Raw genomic sequence first — 23394 nt, 5'->3', positions numbered from 1 at the left:
AACGCAATAGAGCCGCAGTCTAGCATTTAAACCGAGCGAATAACTACGCCAAAGTCGCGTAAAATCAACCACTGCCGCATAAAGCAGCGGTTGCATAGATTAAAGTAAGGGTAGAAACTAGTTTTCTATACCTGCTGTGGTATCGGCTTACGGATCGACAACACTGCAATGACGGCCACCATGAGTAGTCCCGCCATGATGAAGAACACGTCATTATAGGCTTGTACCATCGCCTGCTGCTGCATGGTCTGCCCAAGCAGTGCCGATGCTTGCTGACTCGCGGTAACCGAGTTCGACCCCGCCGCTTGCAACATCGCTGCTGTACTGCTTAAGTAATCATTTGCCAGTGGACTGACCGCAGGCAACGTTTCTTTCATCTGGGCTAGATGAACTCGACCTAAGTTATCGATCAGGGTCGATACCATGGCAATTCCCACCGCGCCACCTAGGTTTCGCACCACGTTTAACACCGTCGATGCAGAGGCATTCTCATGCTTTTGCAGCCTAGCCGTAGCCAACATGCCAATTGGCACCATGATAAATGGTTGGCCGATAGCACGTACCACCATAGAGGCGATTAGCTGAGGGCCGGCAAAGTCGGCAGTCATATGGCTGTTCATATAATAACTTACCCCGAACATGAAAAAGCCAAATGCCGCGAGATAACGATTATCGAAACGCTGCATCAACATCGGCATGAATGGCAAAATCAGCAGCTGTGGAAAGCCCAGCCACATCAGAACCTCACCTATCTCTAACGAGTTGTAATCCTGGATCTGTGACAGATATAGCGGCACCATATAGATGGATGAAAACAGTGCTAAGCCTAACAAGAAATAAGCGATAGTTGAGATGCTAAAATCACGATTAGCCAGCAGCCTTAAATTAACCAGTGGCGCCTTTCTTTTTAACTGCAGGTAGACAAAGAGCGCAATATTCACCGCCGCGACGATAGCAAGGTTACGTATAAACTCTGAACCAAACCAGTCCTCACGATTTCCCTCCTCTAGCACCACCTCTAAACAGCCCATCCCCAATGCCATGGTGATAATACTACTGACATCGACATTCTTGAGTTCAGGCCAATTAATTGGTTTTTTCACCAGACCATAGGCAAGCATCGACATCACCACAAGCCCCGGTGGCACATTGATATAAAACAGATAGTGCCAACTAAATTGCTCGGTAAGCCAGCCACCTAAAGTTGGGCCAATTGAAGGGGCAAACGTGGCGGTAAGGCCAAAAAGCGCCATACCTACCGCCCGTTTGCTGTCGGGAAGATATTCTAGAATCAACCTGAAGGCCATCGGGATTAAAGCGCCACCAAAGAACCCCTGCATCGCCCTGAAGACGATCATCGATTCTAAATTCCAAGCAATCGAGCAAAGTAGCGATGCTAAGATGAAAATAGCGCTGTTCCACAGCATATAGCGGCGTATGTCTAAGCCTTTACTGAGCCAACCTGATAGCGGAATAGCGATCATCTCTGCCACTAAATAGGCAGTGGCGATCCAAGAGCCCTCCTCCAGCGTGGCACCTAAACCGCCTTGGATCTCTTTCATCGACGCATTGGTGATCTGAATATCCAAGATCGCCATAAAGGCGCCAATCAAGCCGCCAAATACCGCAATCCAAGCTCTGCGACTACCGGGCTCAACCTGTTGACTCATAGCAAGATTCTGTATCGCGCTCCCTACTTGGCTAGCTGACATTACAGTTGCACTCTATTGGCTACAATAGCCGACTCTAAGCTATCGCTTGCGGTATCGACTTTCACCAATGCACTCAGGCCAGGCACAATCCTGCCCTGCTCAAGCTTTTGGGCGGCATTGTCATCTAGGCGAATTCTCACAGGGATCCGCTGCACGATCTTAGTAAAGTTACCCGTGGCATTTTCCGCTGGCAGTAGGCTAAATTTAGCTCCCGAAGCTGGAGAGAGGCTGTCAATCACCCCAGAAAATGTCTTTCCCGAAAACGCATCTAACTCAATCGCTACCTTCTGCCCTGCATGCATCTTAGCAATTTGGGTCTCTTTAAAATTGGCGGTGATCCACACAGCTTCATCAGGCACTAGACTGTAAATCGCTTGTCCAGGCTGCACATATTGGCCCTGCTGCGCACCACGCTTACCGACGACCCCTGTAAACGGAGCGGTAATTTGGGTATCTGCCAGTTGAATTTGTGCTAACTGTAAGCCAGCTCTAGCCTGCTCAACACTCGAATCTGCCTCAACTAACTGTGCGTTATAGACTTTAAGCTCTCTTTGCTTCGCCACTAATGCCGCATGCATTTCATCTACATGGGCCGTCGCCGACTCGAAGGCCGCTTGGGCTTCATCCACTGCGTCTTGAGAGCTGTAATTCTTCGCCTTCAGTTTTGAGGCTCGAGTCAGTTGCTGCTGACTACGCACTCGCTCGGCTTCTGCCGCAACCACACTAGCTTGCGCCTGAGTAATAAGCGCCTGTTGTAGATCAACTTGCGCATTGAGTGTCTGCAGCTTAGCCTTAGCACTGGCTAGCACGGCTTGGTTTTGCGCGACCTTAGCCCTGTATTGACTATCTTCCAATTGGGCCAATAATTGGCCTTTTTTGACATGCTGATTATCGGTAACAAAGGTGGCTGTCACATAGCCAGGAACTTTAACGCTGATATGAGAGATGTCGGATTCGACATAGGCATTATCTGTCGACTCAAAATTACGTACTTGGGTCCACCAATAATAACCGCCGGTTAATAACGCAATAATAAGAACAGGAATCCCGAAAAATAACTTAGTTTTAGACATGAATGACTCCTTGATTAGTGAGTCATAGTTTACTACTGTCTCTGTATATTTATTAGATAGCTAAAAAATTACCCACTGTTTCACAGGTGTAACAATGATAGATCTCAATCGCATTCAAATGTTTGCCCAAGTCGTCGAGCAAGGTAGTTTTACTCGGGCTGCCAACGTCTTAGGTCTGACAAAGGCTACCGTGAGCCGTAAGGTGGCCGAACTGGAGGCCGATGCGGGAGTACAACTACTGCATAGAACCACTCGCGCACTTAAGCTCACCGAGGCCGGAGCCGACTACTTTCATCGTGTGAATCGGATCTTAACGGATCTTAAGAATGCCGAAGATCAGCTCAGTGCGAGGCAACAGACGATTAAAGGTCACCTAAAAATTGTCTGTCCTATCGAGATGGGGCAGCTCTATTTTGGGCGGATCTTCGCCCAGTTTCTAGCGCTCTACCCCGATATTACGATCGAAGCGGAGCTGACTAATCGTCAGGTCGATGTGATAACTGAAGGGGTTGATCTATTGTTTCAGATCACCGCAGAAACCGATGATAGATTACAAACCTATGCCCTGATCAATACTCCAAAAATTCTGATGGCCAGCCCAGATTATCTCGATAAATTTGGCGAGCCCACCACCCCAGAGCAGTTACGACAGCATCAATGTATCCGTATTAGTTCTCCCCATATTGACGGCAACTGGATGCTGTTTAATGGCAAAGAATGGGTGACTATAGAGCCGGAATCGAGACTCGAAACCAACAATATTACTCTGATGCGAGAGGCGGCGATTGAGGGCTTGGGGATCGCAGCGATACCATTAGTGATTGCTCACAATGCCCTAGAGAAGGGTGAGCTAGTAACAGTACTGAATGACTTTCCGATGAAACAAAGCCTAGTCACTATGAGTATGCCACAGCGAGTGTACCTACCCCGGCGTTATCGAGTATTTATCGAGTTTCTCTATCAGGCGTTATTCAATAACTGGCAAGATAAGGTGTTGGATGTACCTGATTTTATCGAGCGTCCTAAATTCAACAGTGATTAACAACAAAAAAAGGCGTTAGATAAACGCTATTCAAAATCAGCGGAAAACTATCTCGAATAGCGCTTAAATCACGCCCAAAAAAGTCATGGGCTAACTAGTTGCAGGGAGAAGCTAGCCCTTACTTTTTATTCCTTACGGTCAAACACGTGGTACTTCTCAATTCCGTATGAGCGCCCCTCTGCATGACACGTTGCACAAGACTCAGATGTGCCTTGGGTATACCAATCACCTGTCTTATCTACTTGTATATTTAGCTCTCCGCCATTTGAAATCATATGGTTAAGTGCTTGGTCACTGTCATGACAGGCAAAACAGTTAGCGGTAATTGGACTAGAAGCGACGCCATCAACCCCAGCGTTAAAGGCTTTCGACAACATGTACTGGTTAGGGATAGCGTTTAAATCTATACCGTCGGCGTGACAAGCCACACAGTTCTCAGCATTAAGCTTAGTGGCAGAGTTTGGCTCACCAGTAATGGCAGAGCTTCCTACGCCCCAGTGCATGCTGTGGACCATAGGGCCAAAGCCCGGTGCAGAGTTCTTCGAACTACGATCTTGACCATTGTTATGACATGCCACACAACCTAAACCACCATCACTGTAACTGCCGTTCTTGTGATAGTTGCTTTCGTTATTGTGACAAGTCGAACAGCTATCAACCGTGACGCTATGGCGACGCTCATACAACTCACCAGACATCATGTCTGAGTACCCGTGAAGCGTTACCCCATCGTAGCCAGCATCATCGCCAAAGTTAAAGGTAATGCGGGAACTTGCCATCAACTCTGGGAATATTGCATCTAAGCTAGCAAAACAGATAGCAGCGGTACCGTTAGCATCGAAGCTTGTGGTGCTGGTTCTTGCAGCGCGACCAACAATCGAAGCCTTGTCGTAACCATGTAAGTAAGCACCTACATAAGAGATTGTGCCATCAGATAATAGGGTCTCAAGGTTAAGCTGTTCTTCACCTTTAAATAAACTGATGTCGGTACAATAACTATTATCAGCGTTCATATATGGTGCTGATACAGTTGATGTGTGTTCATCTCGAACTTGAGCTTTTTCCATCACCTTCTTATGGAATAGGCGCACATCATCAGATTCATCGAAGCTGCTATAGGTCATGGCAACTGCAGTTGAACCGACACCTGCGGCATCGTGACAGTCAGTACAGGTACTCATGCTATTGACCTTAGTGATAGGCTCGGCATGACAGGTGTAACAGTTAGCGGGCTCGAAATCTTTCTCAAACTTCTGATGGTTAATATGGCCAATCTTCTGCATCGAGTTACGAGCATAGCCGCCATCGTCACGCACGACGTTGCCGTGACAGACCATACAGCCTGCGACAAGATCAGTCTCGCCATCGGTATTAATCGCTGTGTAACTTGGATGTTTTAATTTAGACGCCGCATAGTCGACGTGGCAACCGTGACAGGTTGCGGTAGAGGTAGTGTGCAACCCTTCAGACTTATCAACGACGATATAATTTGATTTAGCGATATTCTCACCACCACCAACAGCGATTCGAATGATCCCTTCAGTCCCCGCATTAACTGCTGGCATTGGTGCTAAAAACTCATAACGACCACTTTCCGTCATGGTAAGACTTGCGCCTTCGGTAGCCTCATTGGCACTGCCACCAGCAATGGTTCCCTCAAAATCAGGTCGACTACGGGCAATGCCTTTATCTGTCAGCTCCGCAACCTCGGCGCTCACTTTTTCTAGCCCGCTGACAAGCAGACCTTCTTCATTAGTAACTTCAAACTCAAAACGTACCGCGCCCTCTTCTAGGGTGTGGCTCAGCATTTCAACATTGGTGATTTCAGTCGCTTCGACTACTGGTGGTAATGGGCTAGTACCATCTTCGCCATCACTACCATCTTTACCGTCACTACAGGCGGCGAGGCCAAAAGCTGCGGCGACGATAAGCGCCGCTTTGCATTTATTAAAATTTCTCATCATCACTCCATAACTATAATTAAGTCGTGATCTTTTACTCCCCCGTAAATACCTTATTAGTAGTAGTTGATTATTTTTGTGATTAATTCCCCAACAATTAATTTATTTAAGCCCAATCATTAAATAAATAAACAAACATAAATAATACATAAAAAAATTAATATTTAATTAATCAAGAAAAAAGTCAGAAGTCAAATTAAAAACCAATAAAAACAAAAGCAAGCATTGAAAATAAAATAATTAAAAACCAAGAGTAACAACAAGTAACAGCCTGCGATTAAGGATTAATTAAGCAGGTGTCATACGGTAAAAAGGGGGTTGCTTGAAATAAATTGGGAAAACGACAATAAATTAAGTGTGAGTCAGTTGCAAAAGTGAACTAGACCCACACTAATAAATATTCGATAGTAAATTTATAATAAATGTAACAGCTAACCTAACACTTCAAATTCATCATCAACTAACTTAGCACAGCCATCATCTTGCAATACCCACAGCTCTTTATGGACAACGCCATGAGCCTTATTCATCTTCCAAGCCGTTGTCAGCAAGACAGATTTTTCATCGATAACATCAAACTTTGGATCTATATATTCTACATCGCGATAACCTTGGTCGATAAGGTTTTGCCAAAACGCTTGAATAGCTTCAGTGCCTATAAACTTACCAAAAGGACGGGCAAGCATCGGCGCATTGGCAGTGTATTGCGCAGCGCACAAAGCAGCATCCTGAGTATTAAAGCCTTTTTTCCATAAATCGCTTGCAAGTTTTACCGCTTCAATCAATTGCTGTGACATCTGTTTTACTCCACTTCGTGATAGGTTAAATTCAAACTAGACAAGCAGTTTACAGCGATAATTAGCATTGATAACCTAGCCAAAAACATAAAGACTGTTCAATATAACAGAACAATAGAGAAGGCTCGCTCAGGTAAAATACTATGGATCATCTACGACATATGGCCATCTTTAAACAAATAGTCGATAGTGGCTCTATCAGTGCAGCAGCCGATCGGCTCGAACTGTCTAAATCGGTTATCAGTCATCATCTAAAAGCATTAGAGCTTGCTGTTGGCGTCCAACTACTCCACAGAACGACTCGCAGACAACAACTCACACCTGCTGGTAAAGATTTCTATCTGCGCTGCCGTGAGTTAGGGGATATCTCAACCCTCGCTTGGCAAGAAGCCAGAGAAACGGCAGACAAGCTGGCAGGCCCGATAAAAATCAGCTCTCCCCACGCCTTAGTCGATGGCATCATTGCTCCCGCTATCGCTACATTGTGTCATGGAAACCCAATGATAAGGCCAAGCATTCAAGTACAAGACCGCCGCATCGACCTGTTAGGCCAAGATGTTGATATTGCCGTTCGAGTAGGAAAGCTCACTTCGAGCAACTTAATACAGCGAAAAATTGGCCAATTCCGAGATGTGTTATGCGCAACTCCTGCCTTTATTGAGCAATACAAGCAACAATTGGCCGATGGGCAATGGCAGGCCCTAGACTACATAGCTAATTCTTGGCAAGGGCAAAATATCGAACATAACCTGCAGCCCAAACTCGATACGCTAGCGACCAATACACTAAAGTTAAATTTTACCGCCAATCGCTATGCTGACACTTCCTCTGCGGTACTTTCGCTGGCTAAAGCCGGCTTAGGTGTAGCCTTATTACCTGACTTTGTGTTTGAGCAAGAATCATCGCTAGTTGAACTGATGCCGACACACCAATGCCCACTCAATGCTGTTTATGCCCTCCATGATTTTGGTCGCACTCCGCCACTACTTATCAAGCAAACTATAGAGACCCTTATAGAATCCTTTAATCAATAGCGCACTACAGCGGCTAAGACGAGATAAAGCACTAAACTAACCTGCTTTAAGCTACATAGTTACTGCTATAAAGCGAAATTATTAGCAGCGTTTAGCATTTTTAAAGGCCTGTACCTGATTTGTTTTGATAAAGCTGCTAACATTGCTGGCAATTTTTGAAGCTTAGTGAGAAAGATCAAGATGGGCAGAGCATACCAAAACCGCAAAGAATCCATGGCGAAAACTGCTGGGCAAAAAACGAGACTCTATTCTAGATACGGAAAAGAGATCTATGTTTGTGCCAAGAATGGTGGTTTCGATCCCGATGGCAACCTTGCACTTCGTCAAATGATTAACAAGGCTAAGAAAGATCAAGTGCCAGCACATGTTATTGAGCGCGCAATTGATAAAGCCAAAGGCGGTGGTGGCGAAGACTACGAAACTGCACGTTATGAAGGTTTTGGTCCTGGCGGTTGTATGGTGATTGCTGACTGTCTAACAGACAACGGCAAGCGTACTTTTACCGAAGTTCGTCAAGCATTCGTTAAAAACGATGCCAAATTAGGTGGCCCAGGCACTGTTGGCCACATGTTCGATCATCAAGCCGTATTCGTATTTGCTGGCGATGACGAAGATGCCATCCTTGAAATGCTAATGATGGCTGACGTTGATGTAACAGACGTTGAGCTTGAAGATGGTATGATCAGTGTCTATGCACCACACACAGAGTTCTTCAAAGTAAAAACTGCATTAGCGGCTGAGCTACCGGAAGACACTGACTATGTAATGGAAGAGATTACTTTCGTGCCGCAGACTATGACTGCTATCACCGATCCAGAAGAGATTGAGCAGTTTGAGAAGTTCCTTGCTGCACTTGAAGATTGTGACGACGTACAGAACGTTTACCACAACGCAGAACTTCCACAGTAACGTTTTAATGACTCGCGAAACGCTAGTCAGCAAAAAAGGCACTCATTGAGTGCCTTTTTTATTGCTCTTAAATCGACGAAAAACTACTTTTTCAATTAGCTTTTAACTTATTTCTTAAGCAAATAACGTAGCATGACGCCCTGTTGGCTAATGTCTAAAACTTCATAGCCATGGTTCTTTGCGTCATTAGGAATGTTGTTAATCGACTGCGAGCAATCGGTGATCACTTCCAATACTTCGCCCGTTTTTAGTGACTGCATCGCTTCAAGCGTAGCAACCGCAGGATAAGGACAAGGCTCACCGTAAATCTCTAAATTGTAATCAGGTACGATAGATGCTGTCATACTATGCTCCTCAGCAAAACGTCGACTCAATTGGCTTGAGCCGAATATAAAACAAATGAATCAATTCGCTATTTTTTTAGCTGATTTTTAAGCTTGTGTGGCTGATGTTGCTGTAACTGTAGCCACAGGCGCTACCTTTAACTCAGCAAGCTTTGCAGCCAGCGCTTGTTGCTCACTCTTCTGCTTATTAAAGAAGCGTTGCTCCCAGACTAAAATCAGCACCAAGGATAAGCCCAGTAATAGATAAGTCACACCTAAGCCCCCTAGTGGCCCAAACACATCCAGTAAGTTGACCTTATCCCAGCTAGTCGCCAATGGCGCGGCCACCACATCCCAATAGTAGGCCAGTATGGTTGCGCCAAGGATATTACCAATACCCACCCACCAAAAGTGTACCTGACCTTCTAAGGCACGGTACATCCAGCCTGTTTCACAGCCACCAGCAATCACAATACCGATACCAAACAGTAAGCCACCAATCACCGCATTCGGGCCAGCCCATAGGGTTTTGGGAGTCATACCTAGCTGCACATAGCTGTAAATACCGATAACACTCACCGCCATGCCTAAGATAATCGCCTTAGCCATATGGGTGCGACCAGTGATCCACATATCTCTAAACGCCGAGGTAAAGCAGATCTGCGCCCGTTCAATCAATAAACCAAAGATAATTCCCATGAACATAGCTATACCCAACTTGGTCGAGCTTTGCATAATATAGAATGAAGCCGCGATCATGGCAGCAAACACTACCCACCCTAAGCGAAAGCGATTCTGCACTTGATTCGGATTGGGTTTAGCTATTTTCTTCAAGCCACCAAGCTTAACCTTGGCGGTTGAGCGGAAAAACGGTAGCAAGGTGATCTTAGCGCCAATGTAGGTGCCTGCCGCTGCTGCAAAGGCAAAAATCCATGCATGTAGCGTAAACTGCGGAATACCGGTGAAGAAGGCCGCTAAGTTGCATCCCATTGCCAAACGCGCACCAAAGCCTGCGATCATGCCGCCAATTAGTGCCTGTGCAATACGCTTTTTGGAACTTGGCATGCGCAGCTTCATGTTGTTGGCCCACAATACCGCAGCCAAACACCCACCAAACATACCGATAATCATCACGCCACCAACACGATCCAGCGGTGTGCCATTAAGGCCGATAATCTTAAAGTACTGCCAAGTTTCCGGCTCAGCCCCAAACCACTGCAGTACATGACCACCCCAGCGAGTAAATTCGCCAGTTACCGCCCACAAAGAACCGGTAAGACCAAAAAAATAGGTCGACAAAATACCTGCCGCAATAACGGCGGCAAAAGGCGACCAGAATTTAATAAAAAACTGATTTTTAAACGTTAACCACATATTTAAACTTTACCAACTAGCATGAAAATTAAATAAAACACTTAATTTAAGCAATTGAGTCAAACGCTTAAATTAAGCACTTAAATGCAGCCCTTAATCTAAGTAAATAATTTAAGGGCCAAAAGTTAAAACACATTAATTACTGAGATAACACACTTAACTAGATTACAGCCAAGCTATTATTTACAACATTACTTAGTGTTTTATTACATAAATACAACCTTTCAGGATGAGTATAGATCGTCACTCTATTTTCACGACAAAACCCAACCAAGGTAATATTCGACCTGTTCGCGATATCAATCGCTAACGAAGTTGCAGAAGAAATTGCAAATATAATACTAATATTTGAAATGGCGGCTTTTTGTACCATTTCAAAACTGGCTCGACTGGTTAATAACAAGGCCGACTGACGAGTCTGATTATCAAAGCTGATATGACCAATTAATTTATCGAGGGCTACATGGCGGCCAACATCTTCGAAGCAGCACATAATATCACCTTCTGCCGACAACATGGCAGCGGCATGTGTGGCACCGGTCAAATTAAATGCACTTTGATGCTTATGTAGGTTACCTAGTGCTGTTTTTAAACTGTTTAGATTAAACTTTTCATTCCCTGTGACTTTTACAATCGGTTTAACCGTTTGCTCTATCTGTTCTATGCCGCAAAGGCCACAGCCTGTGCGCCCTGCAAGACTACGGCGATGCGCTTTTAACTGCATAAAACAGCGTTGAGACACTTCTATATGTACCAGTACACCAGTGGCAATGGTTTCAATCTCAATAGAACGGATATCGCGTACGCTTTCGATAATGGACTCAGACAAACTAAAGCCGATGGCGAACTCTCTTAATGCCGTTGGGCAGGCCATCATCACCACATGAGAAATACCATTATAGATCAGCGCGACTCTCACTTCTTTCGCGACCGTTTCTATTAATACTTGTTCTCTGTCATTACGAAAACAAGTGACTGAAGTCTGCTCGGTAATATTATTTAAGCCACACACAAGTTCCGTCATAGCGTTGTTCCATTTGTTCTGGTAAATAATGTCCCACTCAACGATATCAATATCGATAAATGGTATTTGGATTCACATTTAATAAAGTTTGAAATCGACCGATATTGTTTAGCCAAACACAATTATCTATTATCTCCGCAAGTGATACGGAAGAACGTCGTTTCCGGTGAAACGTCTGGATTTCAAATCCAGGTGGGGCTGCCAGCAGTCCCGGGTAGGTTCAACTCCTATGTTCTTCCGCCAAATCACTCGTTATAAATATGCTGCTATCTCGAATGACTCTCGAATTATCCTTTTTCTTTCTCCAGGTTAATCCACTGCGGTCATAAAACTCCAACAATTGAATGCTGGCCTTGCGGCCTAACTTAATCATTGAATTAAAATCAGCGGTTTTTAATTCGCCACGTATATTAATTTGCTGCCTAATAACATCCGCGTAAAAATAAAGGCGTTCAGTTAACATAAAGCGGTCTTTAATAATGGCGGATAAATAACCTAATTGAATCAGCTTACGGCACAGTGCCCGTATGCTTGTGAGCTCTACATTAAGCTGCTTAGCCAGATCCGATGACCATAACGGGCCATTTGCTGCCAACATCAATTGTTTAATACTGAGCCAGAGCTGTTGCTCATGCTCCGATAAGCTCAAGCTATGCCTCGGCAGGTGCAACAGGCCGCGAGTGCTCTGTAGCCGTTGCTGCTCACGCAGACTATCAGTCAGTTTGAGTAGCACAGGTAAAGGGTATTGCCCATGGGTCATGCGCTGTAGACGGTTAATGCTTAGACCAAGCAGCTCCGGGGATGCCTGATGATAATCTTCCACTAGGGTTAATAGTTGAGTCTCAATCTGCCGATTTAGCGTCTGAGATAGCAGGTAACCATCAAGCTCTAGCAGACGCCTATCTGCTAATAGCGGAGTGCGCTCCGTTAACTGATTGGCCCACATGAACCCAGACTTCTCAACGCAGTGATTCTGCATTTGAACCTGTAAGCTGCATTTTATTGAAGTGCACTCTGTTAATGCTTCTAAATAAGCCAAACGCTCGGGGCTACGCTTACCGCGTTTTGGCGGATTGATATCTAGCACGCGCAGCGCACCTAGGGTGGTTCTTGCTGCCGCGTCTCGCACTATGATTCGGTCTTGTTCAACACAATGAAGTGGCAGCTCACACTGCAATTCCACCAAGGTCTTACCGTCAGCAAGGCTCTGCAACACACCTATACGTGCCGTGGTATGACTATTTCCTAGGTGCACTTGTACGCTTTGCCAATGCTTGAATGAAGAGCAGGATTCAAATACGCCACAAATCACCTTAGGCGGAGCTATCGGCTCAAGCGCGGTTAACCAATCGCCGCGCAGAGCACCGCGATGCTGGTCAACTCCAGTTAGATTTAGTGCCACGCGTTGGCAATGATGTGCCTGCTCACTCGATCGGCCTTGGCTATGCAGGGTTCTAACTTTTACTGGTTTGCGCTGTCCCGAAAGATAGAGGTTCTGTCCCTGACTCACTTGGCCACTAATCACAGTACCTGTGACAACAAGGCCAGCTCCTTTCACGCTGAAGGCTCTATCGATCGCCATGCGAAAGCTAGACTCAGGACTTACTTGATTTAGCGTTTTAGTTTGGGCTTCGGCCAGCTGTCTAATAGCAAGATTTAGCTCATCAATGCCAACCCCGCTCTGCGCCGATACCACATAGATAGGACTCGTTCTTTGATACTGCCCCAACAGTTCGCTGACTTGATGTTTGACCACATCAACTCTAGCGTTATCCACCTTATCTTGCTTAGTCAGCACTACGATGAGATGGTCGAGATTAAGCAGCTGCAAGATGCCTAAATGCTCGTGGGTTTGTGGCATCACGCCATCGTCACAGGCGATGATCAATAGCGCATGTTTGGCGCAGCTCACCCCTGCCAACATGGTATTGATAAACTTGCTATGGCCCGGTACATCGACAAAGGCTAGACGCTCACCATCGACTAAATCCATAAAGGCGTAACCCAGCTCTATGGTCATGCCGCGCTGTTTCTCTTCCGGTAAACGGTCGGCATCAGTGCCTGTTAGCGCTTGAATTAAGCTGGTTTTTCCGTGATCCACATGGCCTGCGGTAACGATAATCATTGGCAGCCTCCCAAGCTCATCGCTGCGACCGTCTTGCCTACCTGCGTCAATACCCGCGCTAGCTGCTGGTCGTTATCGCTGCCACGTAGATCGAGCCAAAGCTGGTTAGCAGTAATGCGGCCGATGATCGGGATCTCAGCCGCTTTAAAGTGGCTATCGAGTTGCTGTAGGCTTAGTTGACTCTCCGGTTTCGCAGTAAAGCAAACTGATACCGAATCCAGCAACACATCAGGCTGAGAGCCACTTCCGACTTGGGTTTGACTAGCCTGTGACCTCACTTCAAATAGGGGGTGAAATGGGGTACAAGCCGCCACTAAGTGGTGCGCAAGCTGTTCAAGTTCAGCCTTTGACCTTGATAACTTTCTAAAGATGGGTAGCTGAGTATCTAGCGCCTCAGGATTGCGATACTGCATAAGCGTGGCTTCGAGTGCTGCCAAGGTCATTTTATCGCAGCGCAGTGCGCGTTTTAACGGATGGGCTTGCAGCTTAGCGATTAACTCCGCATCGCCGACCACTAAGCCCGCTTGCGGCCCGCCTAGCAGTTTGTCGCCAGAAAAGCTCACCAGATTGACGCCATCCTTAAGCATCTGCTGCGGCATCGGCTCTTTTGACAAACCAAAGCGCGATAAGTCAGTAAGCGCACCACTGCCGAGATCTGAGATAAGCGCGATGCCGCGCGCTTTACACAATGCCGCTAGCTCGGCCTCTTCGGTGGCCTTAGTAAAACCAGAGATATGATAGTTACTGGTGTGTACCTTCATTATTGCGGCGGTATTTTCACTAATCGCTGCGGCGTAATCTTTAAGATGGGTACGGTTAGTGCAACCGACCTCTACCAGCTTACAACCCGCCTGTGCCATTATGTCGGGAATACGAAACGCACCGCCTATCTCCACCAGCTCACCACGAGAAACAATAACCTCTTTACCTGCCGAAGTTGCGGCAAGCATAAGTAGCACAGCGGCAGCGTTATTATTGACGATGCAGCAACTGTCTGCGCCCGTTAGCTCATGAATCAATGCTGAGATTGCGCTGTCACGGTGGCCGCGTTTTCCCTGCCCCATATCAAACTCAAGCGGCACAGGGCTGCGCATCACCCCAGTCACGGCAGCGATTGCCGCTTCACACATCTGCGAGCGCCCAAGGTTGGTGTGTAATATAGTGCCAGTTAAGTTGATCACTGGGGTCATACTTTGGCGCTGAGCACAAACAATACGACCAGCTAACTCTTCAGCGACATGACTTGAGTCCAAGCACCAGCTTGGCAAACTTTGGTTCTTTGCTATTTGCTGGCGTGCATCTTGAAGCATTTGTGCCAATAAGGATTTAACCCAGGGCTTACCCTGCTGGTCGATAAAACTCATCACTTGAGGTATCAGTAGCAAGCTGTCCATTGCTGGTAAACAACGGTATAGCGCTTGAGTGGAGTTGATAGCTTGAGTCATAGGTCTTCGTCTGGTTGTGTTAGTTATTTTATTGAATCGATTTAATAAAAGAGCCGCACCGAAATGCGGCTCTTGGTTGGCTTGCTTATTACCTGTTTGTAAAAGCTGGCTAGTGGATATCACCGACTTTAGGCTGAGGCTCTTCACTTAGCTGAGGCTCTACTTCTTGCTCATGAGCAAGTAGCAGCGGATTCACCGTGGTTGCGCTGTATCCTTGCTCAACCAAATGGCTGTCCATCACTAAGGTCGCTAAGTCGTCTGCTGCTACTTCTAGTCTTGGGTTGATGTCGGTAAAGAACATCTTGGTGTAGCCCATACAGGTATCGCAGCTTTCAACGCGAATTGCGGCATTAGTTTCGGTTTCAGCCCACAAGAACACGCCCTTGCTTTCACCACATGAAGTGCACTCGGCGCGCACTTCATGCCACTCGGTTTCACACAAGCTGCAATGCAGGTAACGCAGTCCAGCACGTGGCTCTTCCTTGATCACGCTGCCTACAGGATGGCTTCCACAAACGGGACATAATCGTTTGTGGGCCTCTGCCGCGTCCGCTAATCCTTGTGCCACCTCTACCGCCCAATGTGACCAGTACACCGACAGTGCAGCCCAAATAAATAGGCTGTACTGCGCCGGCACTTCGGCAAAGCGTCCGCTAAGCATAGACTTGGCATAACCTTGCAGCACATCGGCTCTAGCCTTAGCTAACTCCTTTAGTACTAAGTGTAAGTCGGTGCTGACTTTTGGCATTAACTCACTAATCAGCTCCAGCAATACCGACTGCCAATAGTTGCCCCACTCAAAATGCTGCTGTGCCATCGGCTTATCTTGGCTTAGATCTAACTTTGGCTTTGGACCAAAGCAGCTCTTTGCCGCCTCACCATAGAGTGCCGATACCTTTTGTTGAGCTATTACTAACTGCTCGAGTAAGCCGAAGTATTCTGCTAATCCTGACTCCTCGGCTAGCTCAGCGAGTCGCTGTGCTCTAAATTGATAAACGGCTTTTGGGTCTGCTGGGATCACGGTCTTAATATCCAATGACTGGCCAGAGATTTTCTCAGCGTCGAGTATTGCTGTGCTCATAATTAGTGTTTTTCCTGCTTTTTAGTCTTTAATTCAGGATCATTTAGCATGTTAGGGTGATGCTTCTTACACCAAGCCCGCGACACGTAGCCGTACAACATGCCAGCAACCGATCCTTCCACCCACGTTGCCATCCAGAAATGCACAATCACAAAGATCAACATGATCACTGCGCAAATTGCGTGAATCAAAATGGCCCACTGGATAGTGCTTGCTTCAAAATAAGGGGCAAAGTAAGGCTGCCACATCATGATGCCCGTAATCGTCAATGCAATTGAGGTCACCACGAAGGTACGAAACAGCACTTTTTGACCTGGGTTGTAATGGCCGATAGCAGGGATCTTGTCCTCGTTCTCGAACATCACATCCTTAATGGCTAACATCCATGTCAGATCATTCTTTTCCCACTTGTTATGGTGGTAATAGCGCACGAGCATCAGCATTAACGGTAAGCACATCAGCAAACCGGCAATCGGATGAACAAAACGCGCCATCTGTGGTGTACCTGCAATCGAACCCAACCATTGAAATGATGGGAAGAAAAAGGCAAAGCCTGTTAGGAACGTCACCAAACCAGCGGCAACCACAAACCAGTGACAGATGCGGTCGAACAACTTATGACGCAAAATCATATTCTGCTTATGCATGAGCGTTACTCCTTATCTGACTTATCTGAGTGAGTGTGGTCAAACGCTGCTGGCTCATCTTCTTCAACGATGTTACGCCCCACAGTGATACGGTGTAGACAGGCCACCGCCACGGTTGCGAGAATACCCGCGGTACCCAGTGGCTTAACCACGTCTTGCCACAGTTTCACCGGCACGCTCGTTTTCGGATCGGCAGGTAAACCGTAGTCTTGCGGCTTGCTAACATCATGCAGGATCATCATCATGCCTGTACCACCCACACCCTCTGGGTTGTATAGACCTGCATTAACAAAGCCTCGTTTATGCAGCTCTTTGATTCTAAGATCTGCGATAAACAACATGTCTTCACGGGTACCAAACTTCAGCGCACCAGTAACACAAGACTTCACACATGCAGGCTCTTGCCCCACTTGCAGGCGGTCTGAACACATGCTGCACTTGTAGGCCTTTTGATCGATAGGGTCGAGTCTTGGTACATCGAACGGACAAGCCGACACGCAGTAGCCACAACCAGTACACTTATCGGAGTCAAAATCGACTACGCCGTTAGCCCGTTGAACGATGGCACCTTTGGTCGAGCAAGCCGTTAAGCAAGCAGGATCGTCACAGTGCATGCATGCGTTGTGAGTAAAACGCCAACGCAACTGGTTGTTCTCTTCAACTTCGTTGTACTTCATCAGTGTCCAACACTCAGAAGACAGATCCATTGGGTTTTGGTAAGTCCCTTGGAAGCTACCAATTGGCGCTCTAAGGTCGTTCCATTCTGAACAAGACACCTGACATGCCTTACAACCGTTACACTTAGTCGCATCGAATAACTTAGCGACCTTGCTTAACTTGCGGCGTACCTGCGCTGCAGGGGTGAGCTCTGATGTGCCAGAGCTTAAAATAATATCTTGAGAAGACATGATTACACTCCCTCAGCCTTAGTGATATCCACAAGGAATGCCTTAAACTCAGGCACCTGAGTATTAGCATCGCCCACTTCCGTGGTCAGTACGTTACAGCTGTAACTTCTGCGGGTTAATCCGCTATGACCACCATGACGAGGTAAGCCAACCGTATGCACCATCTTGCCGTGAACCTTGAGTGGTTGTAGACGCTTAGTCACTAGTGCTTTAGTTAGCAAACTACCGCGCTTAGAGCTGACTCGAACCCAATCGCCGTTAGCAATACCTTTCTGTGCCGCTAGAATTTCATCCAGCTCAACAAAGGTTTCAGGCATTGAAATAGCCGCTAGACGACAGTGAATAGTCCAGAAGTTAAAGTGCTCTGTTAACGAGTAGGTGGTACATACATAAGGGAACTCCTTATGTGAACCTAAGGTTTCTTGAACGCCTTCTAACAAACGTACCGCTGGGTTACTGATCACATTCGGGTGCAATGGGTTAGTGCCAATTGGCGATTCCATTGGCTCGTAATGCTCAGGGAATGGTCCCTCCGCTAGCATTTTTAGCGAGAAGAAACGCCCTACACCTTCAGGCTGCATGATAAATGGATGCGCAGACTCTTGTGGCGGTAACTTCATATTGAAGTCGCCCACATCGATGCCATGCCATTTACCCTGATCCCACTCAAGGATCATGCGTTTTGGATCCCAAGGCTTACCGTTCACATCGCAGGATGCGCGGTTATACAGCACGCGACGGTTTTGCGGCCAAGCAAATGCCCAACCTGGGGTAATCCCCTTACCTGAGGTATCGGAATTATCACGACGCGCCATCATGTTGCCTTCTTCGGTCCAACAGCCCGAATAGATCCAACAACCACAAGAGGTACTACCGTCATCTTTTAACTGACTAAAGCTATCGAGCTGCTTGCCCGTTTTAAGGTCAATACCGTTCAGCTCTTTTGCCACCTCTTCGCCATGTGGGAAGTGTGGATCGTGATAACCAGCCCAGTTAACCGCTTCAATTGGCTCCGGCAACACACCGCCTTCGGCTTTATAGAGCTCACGCAGCTTCATCAAGATCCCCGATAGGATCTCAGCATCTGGCTTAGACTCACCCGGCGGGTTCGCGCCCTTCCAGTGCCACTGCATCCAGCGCCCCGAGTTAACGATACAGCCTTCTTCTTCAGCAAATAACGTTGTCGGCAGGCGGAATACTTCTGTTTGAATTTCGCTTGGCTGTACGTCGTTGAACTCACCGGCTTTTTGCCAGAACAATGAGGTTTCTGTCGCCAATGGATCCATTACAACCAAGTACTTAAGCTTACATAACGCCGCTAAGGTCTTGTTACGGTTTGGCATAGAGTTAATCGCGTTAACCCCCTGCACGAAGTAACCATTAACTTGGCCCTTGTACATCATGTCGATATGCTTGGTGTAGTCGTACTGTAGGTCCCACTTAGGTAACCAGTCATAACCAAAGCTATTAGCTGCAGTTGCATGCTCGCCCCAGAAACTCTTCATCTGCGAGATAAAGAACTTTGGATAGTTAGACCAATAGTTTGTTTGGCCTGGACGCAACGCCTTAGGCGTATAGTTATCTAGGTATGTGGCTAAGTCTGTATCCTTGTCATTTGGAAGCTTTAAGTAACCTGGCAGGTTCTGGCAAAGCAGACCCATGTCGGTTGCGCCCTGTACGTTCGAGTGACCACGCAACGCGTTTACACCACCACCTAACACACCGATGTTACCTAGCAGTAACTGCACTAATGCCATAGAACGGATGTTCTGTGCGCCTTTAGTGTGGTGAGTCCAGCCTAGCGCATACATAAAGGTCGCCACTCTATTGTGAGTGTGTGTGCTACCGATAAGCGCACAAACCTTTTCATAGTCTTCAACTGGTGTGCCGGTAATATTACTGACAGTCTCGAAGTCGTAACGATCCACATGCTTCTTTAGCAAGTTCCACACACAGCGAGGATGCTCGTAAGTTTCATCGACTTTGGCGTAACCATCTTCATCAAGTTCGTAGTACCAAGTTTCTTTGTCGTAGCTGCGGCTACTCTCATCAAAACCACTAAATAGGCCTTCATTGAATTCGAAATCTTCACGGACTATGTAACTTGCGTTGGTATACGCTTTGACATACTCGTAGTTAACTTGTTTAGTATCAATGAGGTATCGACAAAGACCTAAAAGGAATGCGATATCAGTACCACTACGAAGTGGTGCATAACAATCAGCTAATGCTGCGCTGCGGTTAAAGCGCGGATCCACAACCACCAACTTGGCGTTATTGTGTTCCATGGCTTCTGTAACCCAACCAAAACCGACAGGATGTGCCTCGGCGGCATTACCGCCCATGATCACCACTACATTAGAGTTCTTAATATCGATCCAGTGGTTGGTCATGGCACCGCGCCCAAATGTTGGAGCAAGACTTGCTACCGTTGGGGAGTGTCAGTTACGCGCAATAGTGTCGATGGCCACTAGGCCAAGAGAACGAGCAAACTTATGAGTGATGAAGCCACCTTCGTTTGGCTGTGCAGACGAAGTCATCATGCCTGTACTCAACCAACGGTTTACTGTGATGCCATCACTATTTTTTTCAATAAAGTTTTCATCGCGATCGTCTTTCATCAAACGAGCGATACGGCTAAATGCCTCATTCCAACTGATGCGCTTCCACTCGTTAGAGCCTGCCTCACGCACTTCAGGGAAATGGTTACGGTTAGGGCTATTCACATAGTCCACTAGACCCGCACCTTTAGGGCATAATGCGCCACGGTTAACCGGATGGTCGGCATCGCCTTCAATGTGGAAAATCGCTTTCTCGGCGTTTTTACCATTGCTGCCATAGCTGTACATCAACAAGCCACAACCCACTGAGCAATAACAGCAGTTATTGCGGGTCTCTTTTGCTTTCAACAACTTATACTCACGAGGCGCCGCCATGGCAGTACCGGGCATTAATCCCAATGCTGATATGGCCGATGTGGTCGCTCCGCAGGCACACAGTTTAAAAAACTGTCGTCTGTCCATATAACCCTCACACAATTAGTATTTTCTACTCTGGCCGACTAACTCATCTCGGCACGTAGCTTTGGTTTTCCCGCTAATCCACTTTTAGTCCAACCTGTGCGACTAGCCACAAGCTCAACAAAGGCTAATTAACGCGAACCGATTATCCTCAAAGTCAGCTATACGAACAATTTATAACACACGACAAAGATCACACTAAAATCACAATAAAATAAAACACTAAAAATTGACAAAGAATCAAATCAAAGAGCCGCAAAGGCGATAAAATAGAGACAAAAACAGAATAAAACACCAAAACAAACTAACGAATAACAATCGGACATATTGACCCACAAAGGTAAGACATTATGTCTCACTGGCAATGCGAATTAGATGTTAAATAGATTTAAGGGGAAGTAGAGAGTGATAAACAGGAAGAGGCGTGAGAGCACGCCTAGCAATAGGTAATGGAACTGACAGCCCAATAACAGCTTTTTAATAACAAACTCTGACAGCCTTGATGCTAGCCGCGAGCTGGTCTAGCTTAGACAATATGGCACACCCAAAACCACCACATCATGTACTGCAATGTTCTATCAGACCTAAAAATAGAATGATTTGCCGTTGAGTAAATTTTCCCCACCAACCAATCAACCTTGTTGTTTCGAAATTTTCAATTCGACTGTTGGTGAGTTTTCAACCATAACGGCGTTATTTATGACGCTAACTCTTGCCGGCATTTAGGGTGGCCAACCTAGCTTTTTCCAATTCAACTAAGTAACTGGCAATTTCCATCACCTGCTCAGCTGAAGTTGCCGATTCATTCAGCACGATATAGCGGCCATTGACTAATATGGTTGGCGTACTTCGGATCTCGGCCGATGACATAATCTGCATCGCCTGCTTAAGCTTAGACTTGATCTCTTCGGAGTTAAGCTTCTCGGTAAACTCCTGCTGCGTTAAACCGTAACCATTTAAGAAATGACCTAACTTTGATTGCTGTTGCTTGAGATCGGTAATTTCTCGCAAATCCATCACCTCTCCAAATAAAGCCGTATGGATTTTTTGTTTATCTGGCATCTGCTGTACGATAAAAAACACCTTGGCATGTAACTTCATCGCCTGATTCCACACCGCTGGCGATTGTACCAGTTGTACCCCATCGCCCATAGTTTGTTCCCACTTGTGCAGCGGCTTTTCAAACAGTTCACAGTGGGGGCAGCCATACCAAAAAAACTCGGTGACCGAAATATTATCGCTGCTTACGGGAATAGGGGTCGCTAACACACGGTAATGCACGCCTTCGACAAATCCTTCAACAAGGTTACCGCCAGCATCCGGTTTAGATGGTTCGGAACAAGCTATCATCGCTAAGGTGAGAAACAGGCTAACTAGAAGTTTTTTCATGACAGGTCCTTTTGTTCGTGTGATTGACCATATTGCGGGCTACTTAGGATCATCACTAGCACTCATCACATATTAGCCCAAAAACAAAAAGGCACTCAAATGAGTGCCTTTTACCTAATCAAACAATTCCCTGCAAAGGTTGTTTAATACCAATCAGTATAATTCTAGTTATGAACAGCAATCTCGACGCCACCAATTTTTAGGAAGCTTATCAAGGAACACTTTAGCCATCAGTATCGCTAAAATAACACCCGAGGTGTAGACGATACTGGCAGGCAATAGCTCATGCTGCTCACCAATTTGAGGCATCACCACAAAACCAAAGGTGTCGACTAGGTAGTTAACTAATATACCTGATACTAGCGCCACGCCTAATACGCCGCCTAAGTAGCCATAGAGCGCACGCTTACCTAGCTCTTTAGTCACCACACCTAAGGTGGCAATATTGGTCGCTGGACCGGCTAACATAAACACCAATACTGCACCGGGAGATACACCTGCTAATAGCAGTCCCGCTGCGATTGGCGTAGATGCCGTGGCGCAGATATACATTGGCACAGAGATAAGTACCATCACCAACATAGCCAAAATACCATCGCCCCACTTAGCCATAAAATCACCTGGCACGTAGGTTTGTACCAATGCAGCGAAGAACAGGCCGATCAACAACCAAACGGTAGTATCACGCACAAGATCGGTCGCCGCGTAATGTAGACCCTTACCGATACGACTAATAATAGAGGTGCCTTTTAGCTCCGTTGCCACATCTCTGGTCGATTCACAGCAGCTTTCAGCTTCGTCACCTTTGTGGGCATGACTCGCAGTATCCACTTTCTTGCTACTGCAACAAGATGACTTTTCTGCTACTGATACCACTGCTGGTGCCTTACTTGAGCAACACGAAGGTTTTTCCAATTTAGGCTCAACAATCTCGGTAGCTTTTTTACTACTGCAGCAAGAGGCTTTTTCAGCCTTAACTTCTACTACAGGCTCGACCTTTTTACTGCTACAACATGAGCTGACAGGCTCTGCTTTCGGCGCTGCCTGTTTGCTACTACAACAAGATGTTGCAGGCTCGGCTTGAGGCTCTGAGCCGAGCTTAGCTGCTGCGCTAGCAACGGGCTTACCGTCATCGTCATCTCGCCCGACTAATAGACCAGCTACAATCGCACTGACAACTGCGGCTATTGGCCTCACAATCGCCATGAATGGCCCGAGTAACACATAAGATACTGTTACTGAGTCGACACCGGTTTCTGGAGTTGAAACTAAAAATGAGGTAGTTGCTGCTTTCGATGCACCACTACGGCGTAAACCCACCGCCGCAGGAATAACGCCGCAAGAACACAAAGGTAGAGGCGCACCCAGTACCGCTGCCTTAACTGTGGTTTTAATGCCGTGACCGCCAAGCTGCTTTTGCATCCAGACCATAGGCACGAACATTTTCAACATACCAGCCAGTACTAGCCCGAGCAAAAGCCAAGGAGCCGACTCTAGAAACAGCTCAATAAAGTTTTCTAATAACATAAC

The 23394-nt window shown here is 46.6% G+C and carries 18 protein-coding genes and 1 tRNA gene; 4 read left to right on the top strand and 15 right to left on the bottom strand.

Going from position 1 to position 23394, the window contains the following annotated elements; translation table 11 throughout:
• Positions 1 to 125 precede the first annotated feature (125 nt).
• Together K5Q92_RS04320 and K5Q92_RS04315 are read right to left on the bottom strand one after the other, a co-directional pair.
• Positions 126 to 1712, bottom strand: coding sequence for a DHA2 family efflux MFS transporter permease subunit (locus K5Q92_RS04320; RefSeq protein WP_220767825.1), 1587 nt, complete (start codon positions 1710 to 1712; stop codon positions 126 to 128).
• Positions 1712 to 2785, bottom strand: coding sequence for an HlyD family secretion protein (locus K5Q92_RS04315; protein ID WP_220767824.1), 1074 nt, complete (start codon positions 2783 to 2785; stop codon positions 1712 to 1714). The genes K5Q92_RS04320 and K5Q92_RS04315 overlap by 1 nt, the downstream gene beginning before the upstream one ends.
• Before the next feature lie 94 nt (positions 2786 to 2879).
• On the opposite strand from K5Q92_RS04315, the gene K5Q92_RS04310 reads away from it, so the two are divergent.
• Entirely contained in the window at positions 2880 to 3827 is a 948-nt protein-coding gene (locus tag K5Q92_RS04310) for a LysR family transcriptional regulator (RefSeq protein WP_220767823.1), read from the top strand.
• A 125-nt stretch (positions 3828 to 3952) separates the two neighbouring features.
• Here the strand turns inward: K5Q92_RS04310 and K5Q92_RS04305 are convergent, their stop codons facing one another.
• Together K5Q92_RS04305 and K5Q92_RS04300 are read right to left on the bottom strand one after the other, a co-directional pair.
• Entirely contained in the window at positions 3953 to 5788 is a 1836-nt protein-coding gene (locus K5Q92_RS04305) for a hypothetical protein (RefSeq protein ID WP_220767822.1), read from the bottom strand.
• Positions 5789 to 6219: 431 nt separating this feature from the next.
• Positions 6220 to 6585 carry an isochorismatase gene (locus K5Q92_RS04300; protein WP_220767821.1) on the bottom strand — a complete coding sequence of 122 codons (366 nt, stop codon included), beginning with the start codon at positions 6583 to 6585 and terminating at the stop codon, positions 6220 to 6222.
• 143 nt (positions 6586 to 6728) lie between these two features.
• Here K5Q92_RS04300 and K5Q92_RS04295 point away from each other — a divergent pair, with 143 nt between their 5' ends.
• Positions 6729 to 7619 carry a LysR family transcriptional regulator gene (locus K5Q92_RS04295; protein WP_220767820.1) on the top strand — a complete coding sequence of 297 codons (891 nt, stop codon included), beginning with the start codon at positions 6729 to 6731 and terminating at the stop codon, positions 7617 to 7619.
• A 180-nt stretch (positions 7620 to 7799) separates the two neighbouring features.
• A complete protein-coding gene (locus K5Q92_RS04290; RefSeq protein WP_220767819.1) occupies positions 7800 to 8528 on the top strand; it encodes a YebC/PmpR family DNA-binding transcriptional regulator in 729 nt (242 codons plus the stop codon).
• Positions 8529 to 8635: 107 nt separating this feature from the next.
• On the opposite strand, the gene yedF is transcribed toward K5Q92_RS04290, so the two are convergent.
• From yedF to fdhD, 3 genes are all read right to left on the bottom strand, one after another.
• Positions 8636 to 8872 (bottom strand): sulfurtransferase-like selenium metabolism protein YedF, encoded by a 237-nt coding sequence (gene yedF / locus K5Q92_RS04285; protein WP_220767818.1) that lies wholly within the window; start codon positions 8870 to 8872, stop codon positions 8636 to 8638.
• A gap of 87 nt (positions 8873 to 8959) precedes the next feature.
• Positions 8960 to 10225: a selenium metabolism membrane protein YedE/FdhT gene (yedE, locus tag K5Q92_RS04280; RefSeq protein WP_220767817.1), complete on the bottom strand. Its 1266-nt coding sequence runs from the start codon at positions 10223 to 10225 to the stop codon at positions 8960 to 8962.
• 160 nt (positions 10226 to 10385) lie between these two features.
• Entirely contained in the window at positions 10386 to 11249 is an 864-nt protein-coding gene (fdhD, locus tag K5Q92_RS04275; protein WP_220767816.1) for a formate dehydrogenase accessory sulfurtransferase FdhD, read from the bottom strand.
• Positions 11250 to 11397: 148 nt separating this feature from the next.
• On the opposite strand from fdhD, the gene K5Q92_RS04270 reads away from it, so the two are divergent.
• A tRNA-Sec gene (locus tag K5Q92_RS04270) sits at positions 11398 to 11492 on the top strand.
• Here K5Q92_RS04270 and selB read toward each other — a convergent pair.
• The 8 genes from selB to K5Q92_RS04230 form a co-directional block, all read right to left on the bottom strand.
• Entirely contained in the window at positions 11470 to 13374 is a 1905-nt protein-coding gene (gene selB / locus K5Q92_RS04265) for a selenocysteine-specific translation elongation factor (RefSeq protein ID WP_220767815.1), read from the bottom strand. The two genes, K5Q92_RS04270 and selB, sit on opposite strands and share 23 nt — an antisense overlap.
• The gene (selA, locus tag K5Q92_RS04260) at positions 13371 to 14819 is read right to left on the bottom strand and encodes an L-seryl-tRNA(Sec) selenium transferase (RefSeq protein WP_220767814.1); all 1449 of its coding nucleotides are present in this window, start codon (positions 14817 to 14819) and stop codon (positions 13371 to 13373) included. The genes selB and selA overlap by 4 nt, the downstream gene beginning before the upstream one ends.
• 109 nt (positions 14820 to 14928) lie before the next feature.
• Positions 14929 to 15900 (bottom strand): formate dehydrogenase accessory protein FdhE, encoded by a 972-nt coding sequence (gene fdhE, locus K5Q92_RS04255; protein WP_220767813.1) that lies wholly within the window; start codon positions 15898 to 15900, stop codon positions 14929 to 14931.
• Between the two features lie 2 nt (positions 15901 to 15902).
• A complete protein-coding gene (locus tag K5Q92_RS04250; protein WP_220767812.1) occupies positions 15903 to 16547 on the bottom strand; it encodes a formate dehydrogenase subunit gamma in 645 nt (214 codons plus the stop codon).
• Positions 16548 to 16552: 5 nt separating this feature from the next.
• Positions 16553 to 17455: a formate dehydrogenase subunit beta gene (gene fdxH, locus K5Q92_RS04245; protein ID WP_220767811.1), complete on the bottom strand. Its 903-nt coding sequence runs from the start codon at positions 17453 to 17455 to the stop codon at positions 16553 to 16555.
• Between the two features lie 2 nt (positions 17456 to 17457).
• A complete protein-coding gene (fdnG, locus tag K5Q92_RS04240) occupies positions 17458 to 20478 on the bottom strand; it encodes a formate dehydrogenase-N subunit alpha (RefSeq protein ID WP_220767810.1) in 3021 nt (1006 codons plus the stop codon).
• 702 nt (positions 20479 to 21180) lie between these two features.
• Positions 21181 to 21864 carry a thiol:disulfide interchange protein DsbA/DsbL gene (locus K5Q92_RS04235; protein WP_220767809.1) on the bottom strand — a complete coding sequence of 228 codons (684 nt, stop codon included), beginning with the start codon at positions 21862 to 21864 and terminating at the stop codon, positions 21181 to 21183.
• Between the two features lie 168 nt (positions 21865 to 22032).
• Complete coding sequence (locus tag K5Q92_RS04230) at positions 22033 to 23391, bottom strand: SO_0444 family Cu/Zn efflux transporter (protein WP_220767808.1); 1359 nt, start codon at positions 23389 to 23391, stop codon at positions 22033 to 22035.
• Positions 23392 to 23394 lie beyond the last annotated feature (3 nt).

Source organism: Shewanella sp. MBTL60-007, from assembly GCF_019654915.1.
Taxonomy (GTDB): domain Bacteria; phylum Pseudomonadota; class Gammaproteobacteria; order Enterobacterales; family Shewanellaceae; genus Shewanella.
This window is presented reverse-complemented; position numbering and strand designations above follow the sequence as displayed.

What these genes read in the sequence shown, in the direction of transcription:
- K5Q92_RS04305 (WP_220767822.1), bottom strand. Translation starts at nt 5,788, where the DNA reads ATGAGAAATTTTAATAAATGCAAAGCGGCGCTTATCGTCGCCGCAGCT.
- fdhE (WP_220767813.1), bottom strand. Translation starts at nt 15,900, where the DNA reads ATGAGCACAGCAATACTCGACGCTGAGAAAATCTCTGGCCAGTCATTG.
- fdxH (WP_220767811.1), bottom strand. Translation starts at nt 17,455, where the DNA reads ATGTCTTCTCAAGATATTATTTTAAGCTCTGGCACATCAGAGCTCACC.
- K5Q92_RS04300 (WP_220767821.1), bottom strand. Translation starts at nt 6,585, where the DNA reads ATGTCACAGCAATTGATTGAAGCGGTAAAACTTGCAAGCGATTTATGG.
- selB (WP_220767815.1), bottom strand. Translation starts at nt 13,374, where the DNA reads ATGATTATCGTTACCGCAGGCCATGTGGATCACGGAAAAACCAGCTTA.
- K5Q92_RS04230 (WP_220767808.1), bottom strand. Translation starts at nt 23,391, where the DNA reads ATGTTATTAGAAAACTTTATTGAGCTGTTTCTAGAGTCGGCTCCTTGG.
- K5Q92_RS04320 (WP_220767825.1), bottom strand. Translation starts at nt 1,712, where the DNA reads ATGTCAGCTAGCCAAGTAGGGAGCGCGATACAGAATCTTGCTATGAGT.
- K5Q92_RS04310 (WP_220767823.1), top strand. Translation starts at nt 2,880, where the DNA reads ATGATAGATCTCAATCGCATTCAAATGTTTGCCCAAGTCGTCGAGCAA.
- yedF (WP_220767818.1), bottom strand. Translation starts at nt 8,872, where the DNA reads ATGACAGCATCTATCGTACCTGATTACAATTTAGAGATTTACGGTGAG.
- K5Q92_RS04315 (WP_220767824.1), bottom strand. Translation starts at nt 2,785, where the DNA reads ATGTCTAAAACTAAGTTATTTTTCGGGATTCCTGTTCTTATTATTGCG.
- selA (WP_220767814.1), bottom strand. Translation starts at nt 14,819, where the DNA reads ATGACTCAAGCTATCAACTCCACTCAAGCGCTATACCGTTGTTTACCA.
- K5Q92_RS04235 (WP_220767809.1), bottom strand. Translation starts at nt 21,864, where the DNA reads ATGAAAAAACTTCTAGTTAGCCTGTTTCTCACCTTAGCGATGATAGCT.
- fdhD (WP_220767816.1), bottom strand. Translation starts at nt 11,249, where the DNA reads ATGACGGAACTTGTGTGTGGCTTAAATAATATTACCGAGCAGACTTCA.
- K5Q92_RS04250 (WP_220767812.1), bottom strand. Translation starts at nt 16,547, where the DNA reads ATGCATAAGCAGAATATGATTTTGCGTCATAAGTTGTTCGACCGCATC.
- K5Q92_RS04290 (WP_220767819.1), top strand. Translation starts at nt 7,800, where the DNA reads ATGGGCAGAGCATACCAAAACCGCAAAGAATCCATGGCGAAAACTGCT.
- K5Q92_RS04295 (WP_220767820.1), top strand. Translation starts at nt 6,729, where the DNA reads ATGGATCATCTACGACATATGGCCATCTTTAAACAAATAGTCGATAGT.
- yedE (WP_220767817.1), bottom strand. Translation starts at nt 10,225, where the DNA reads ATGTGGTTAACGTTTAAAAATCAGTTTTTTATTAAATTCTGGTCGCCT.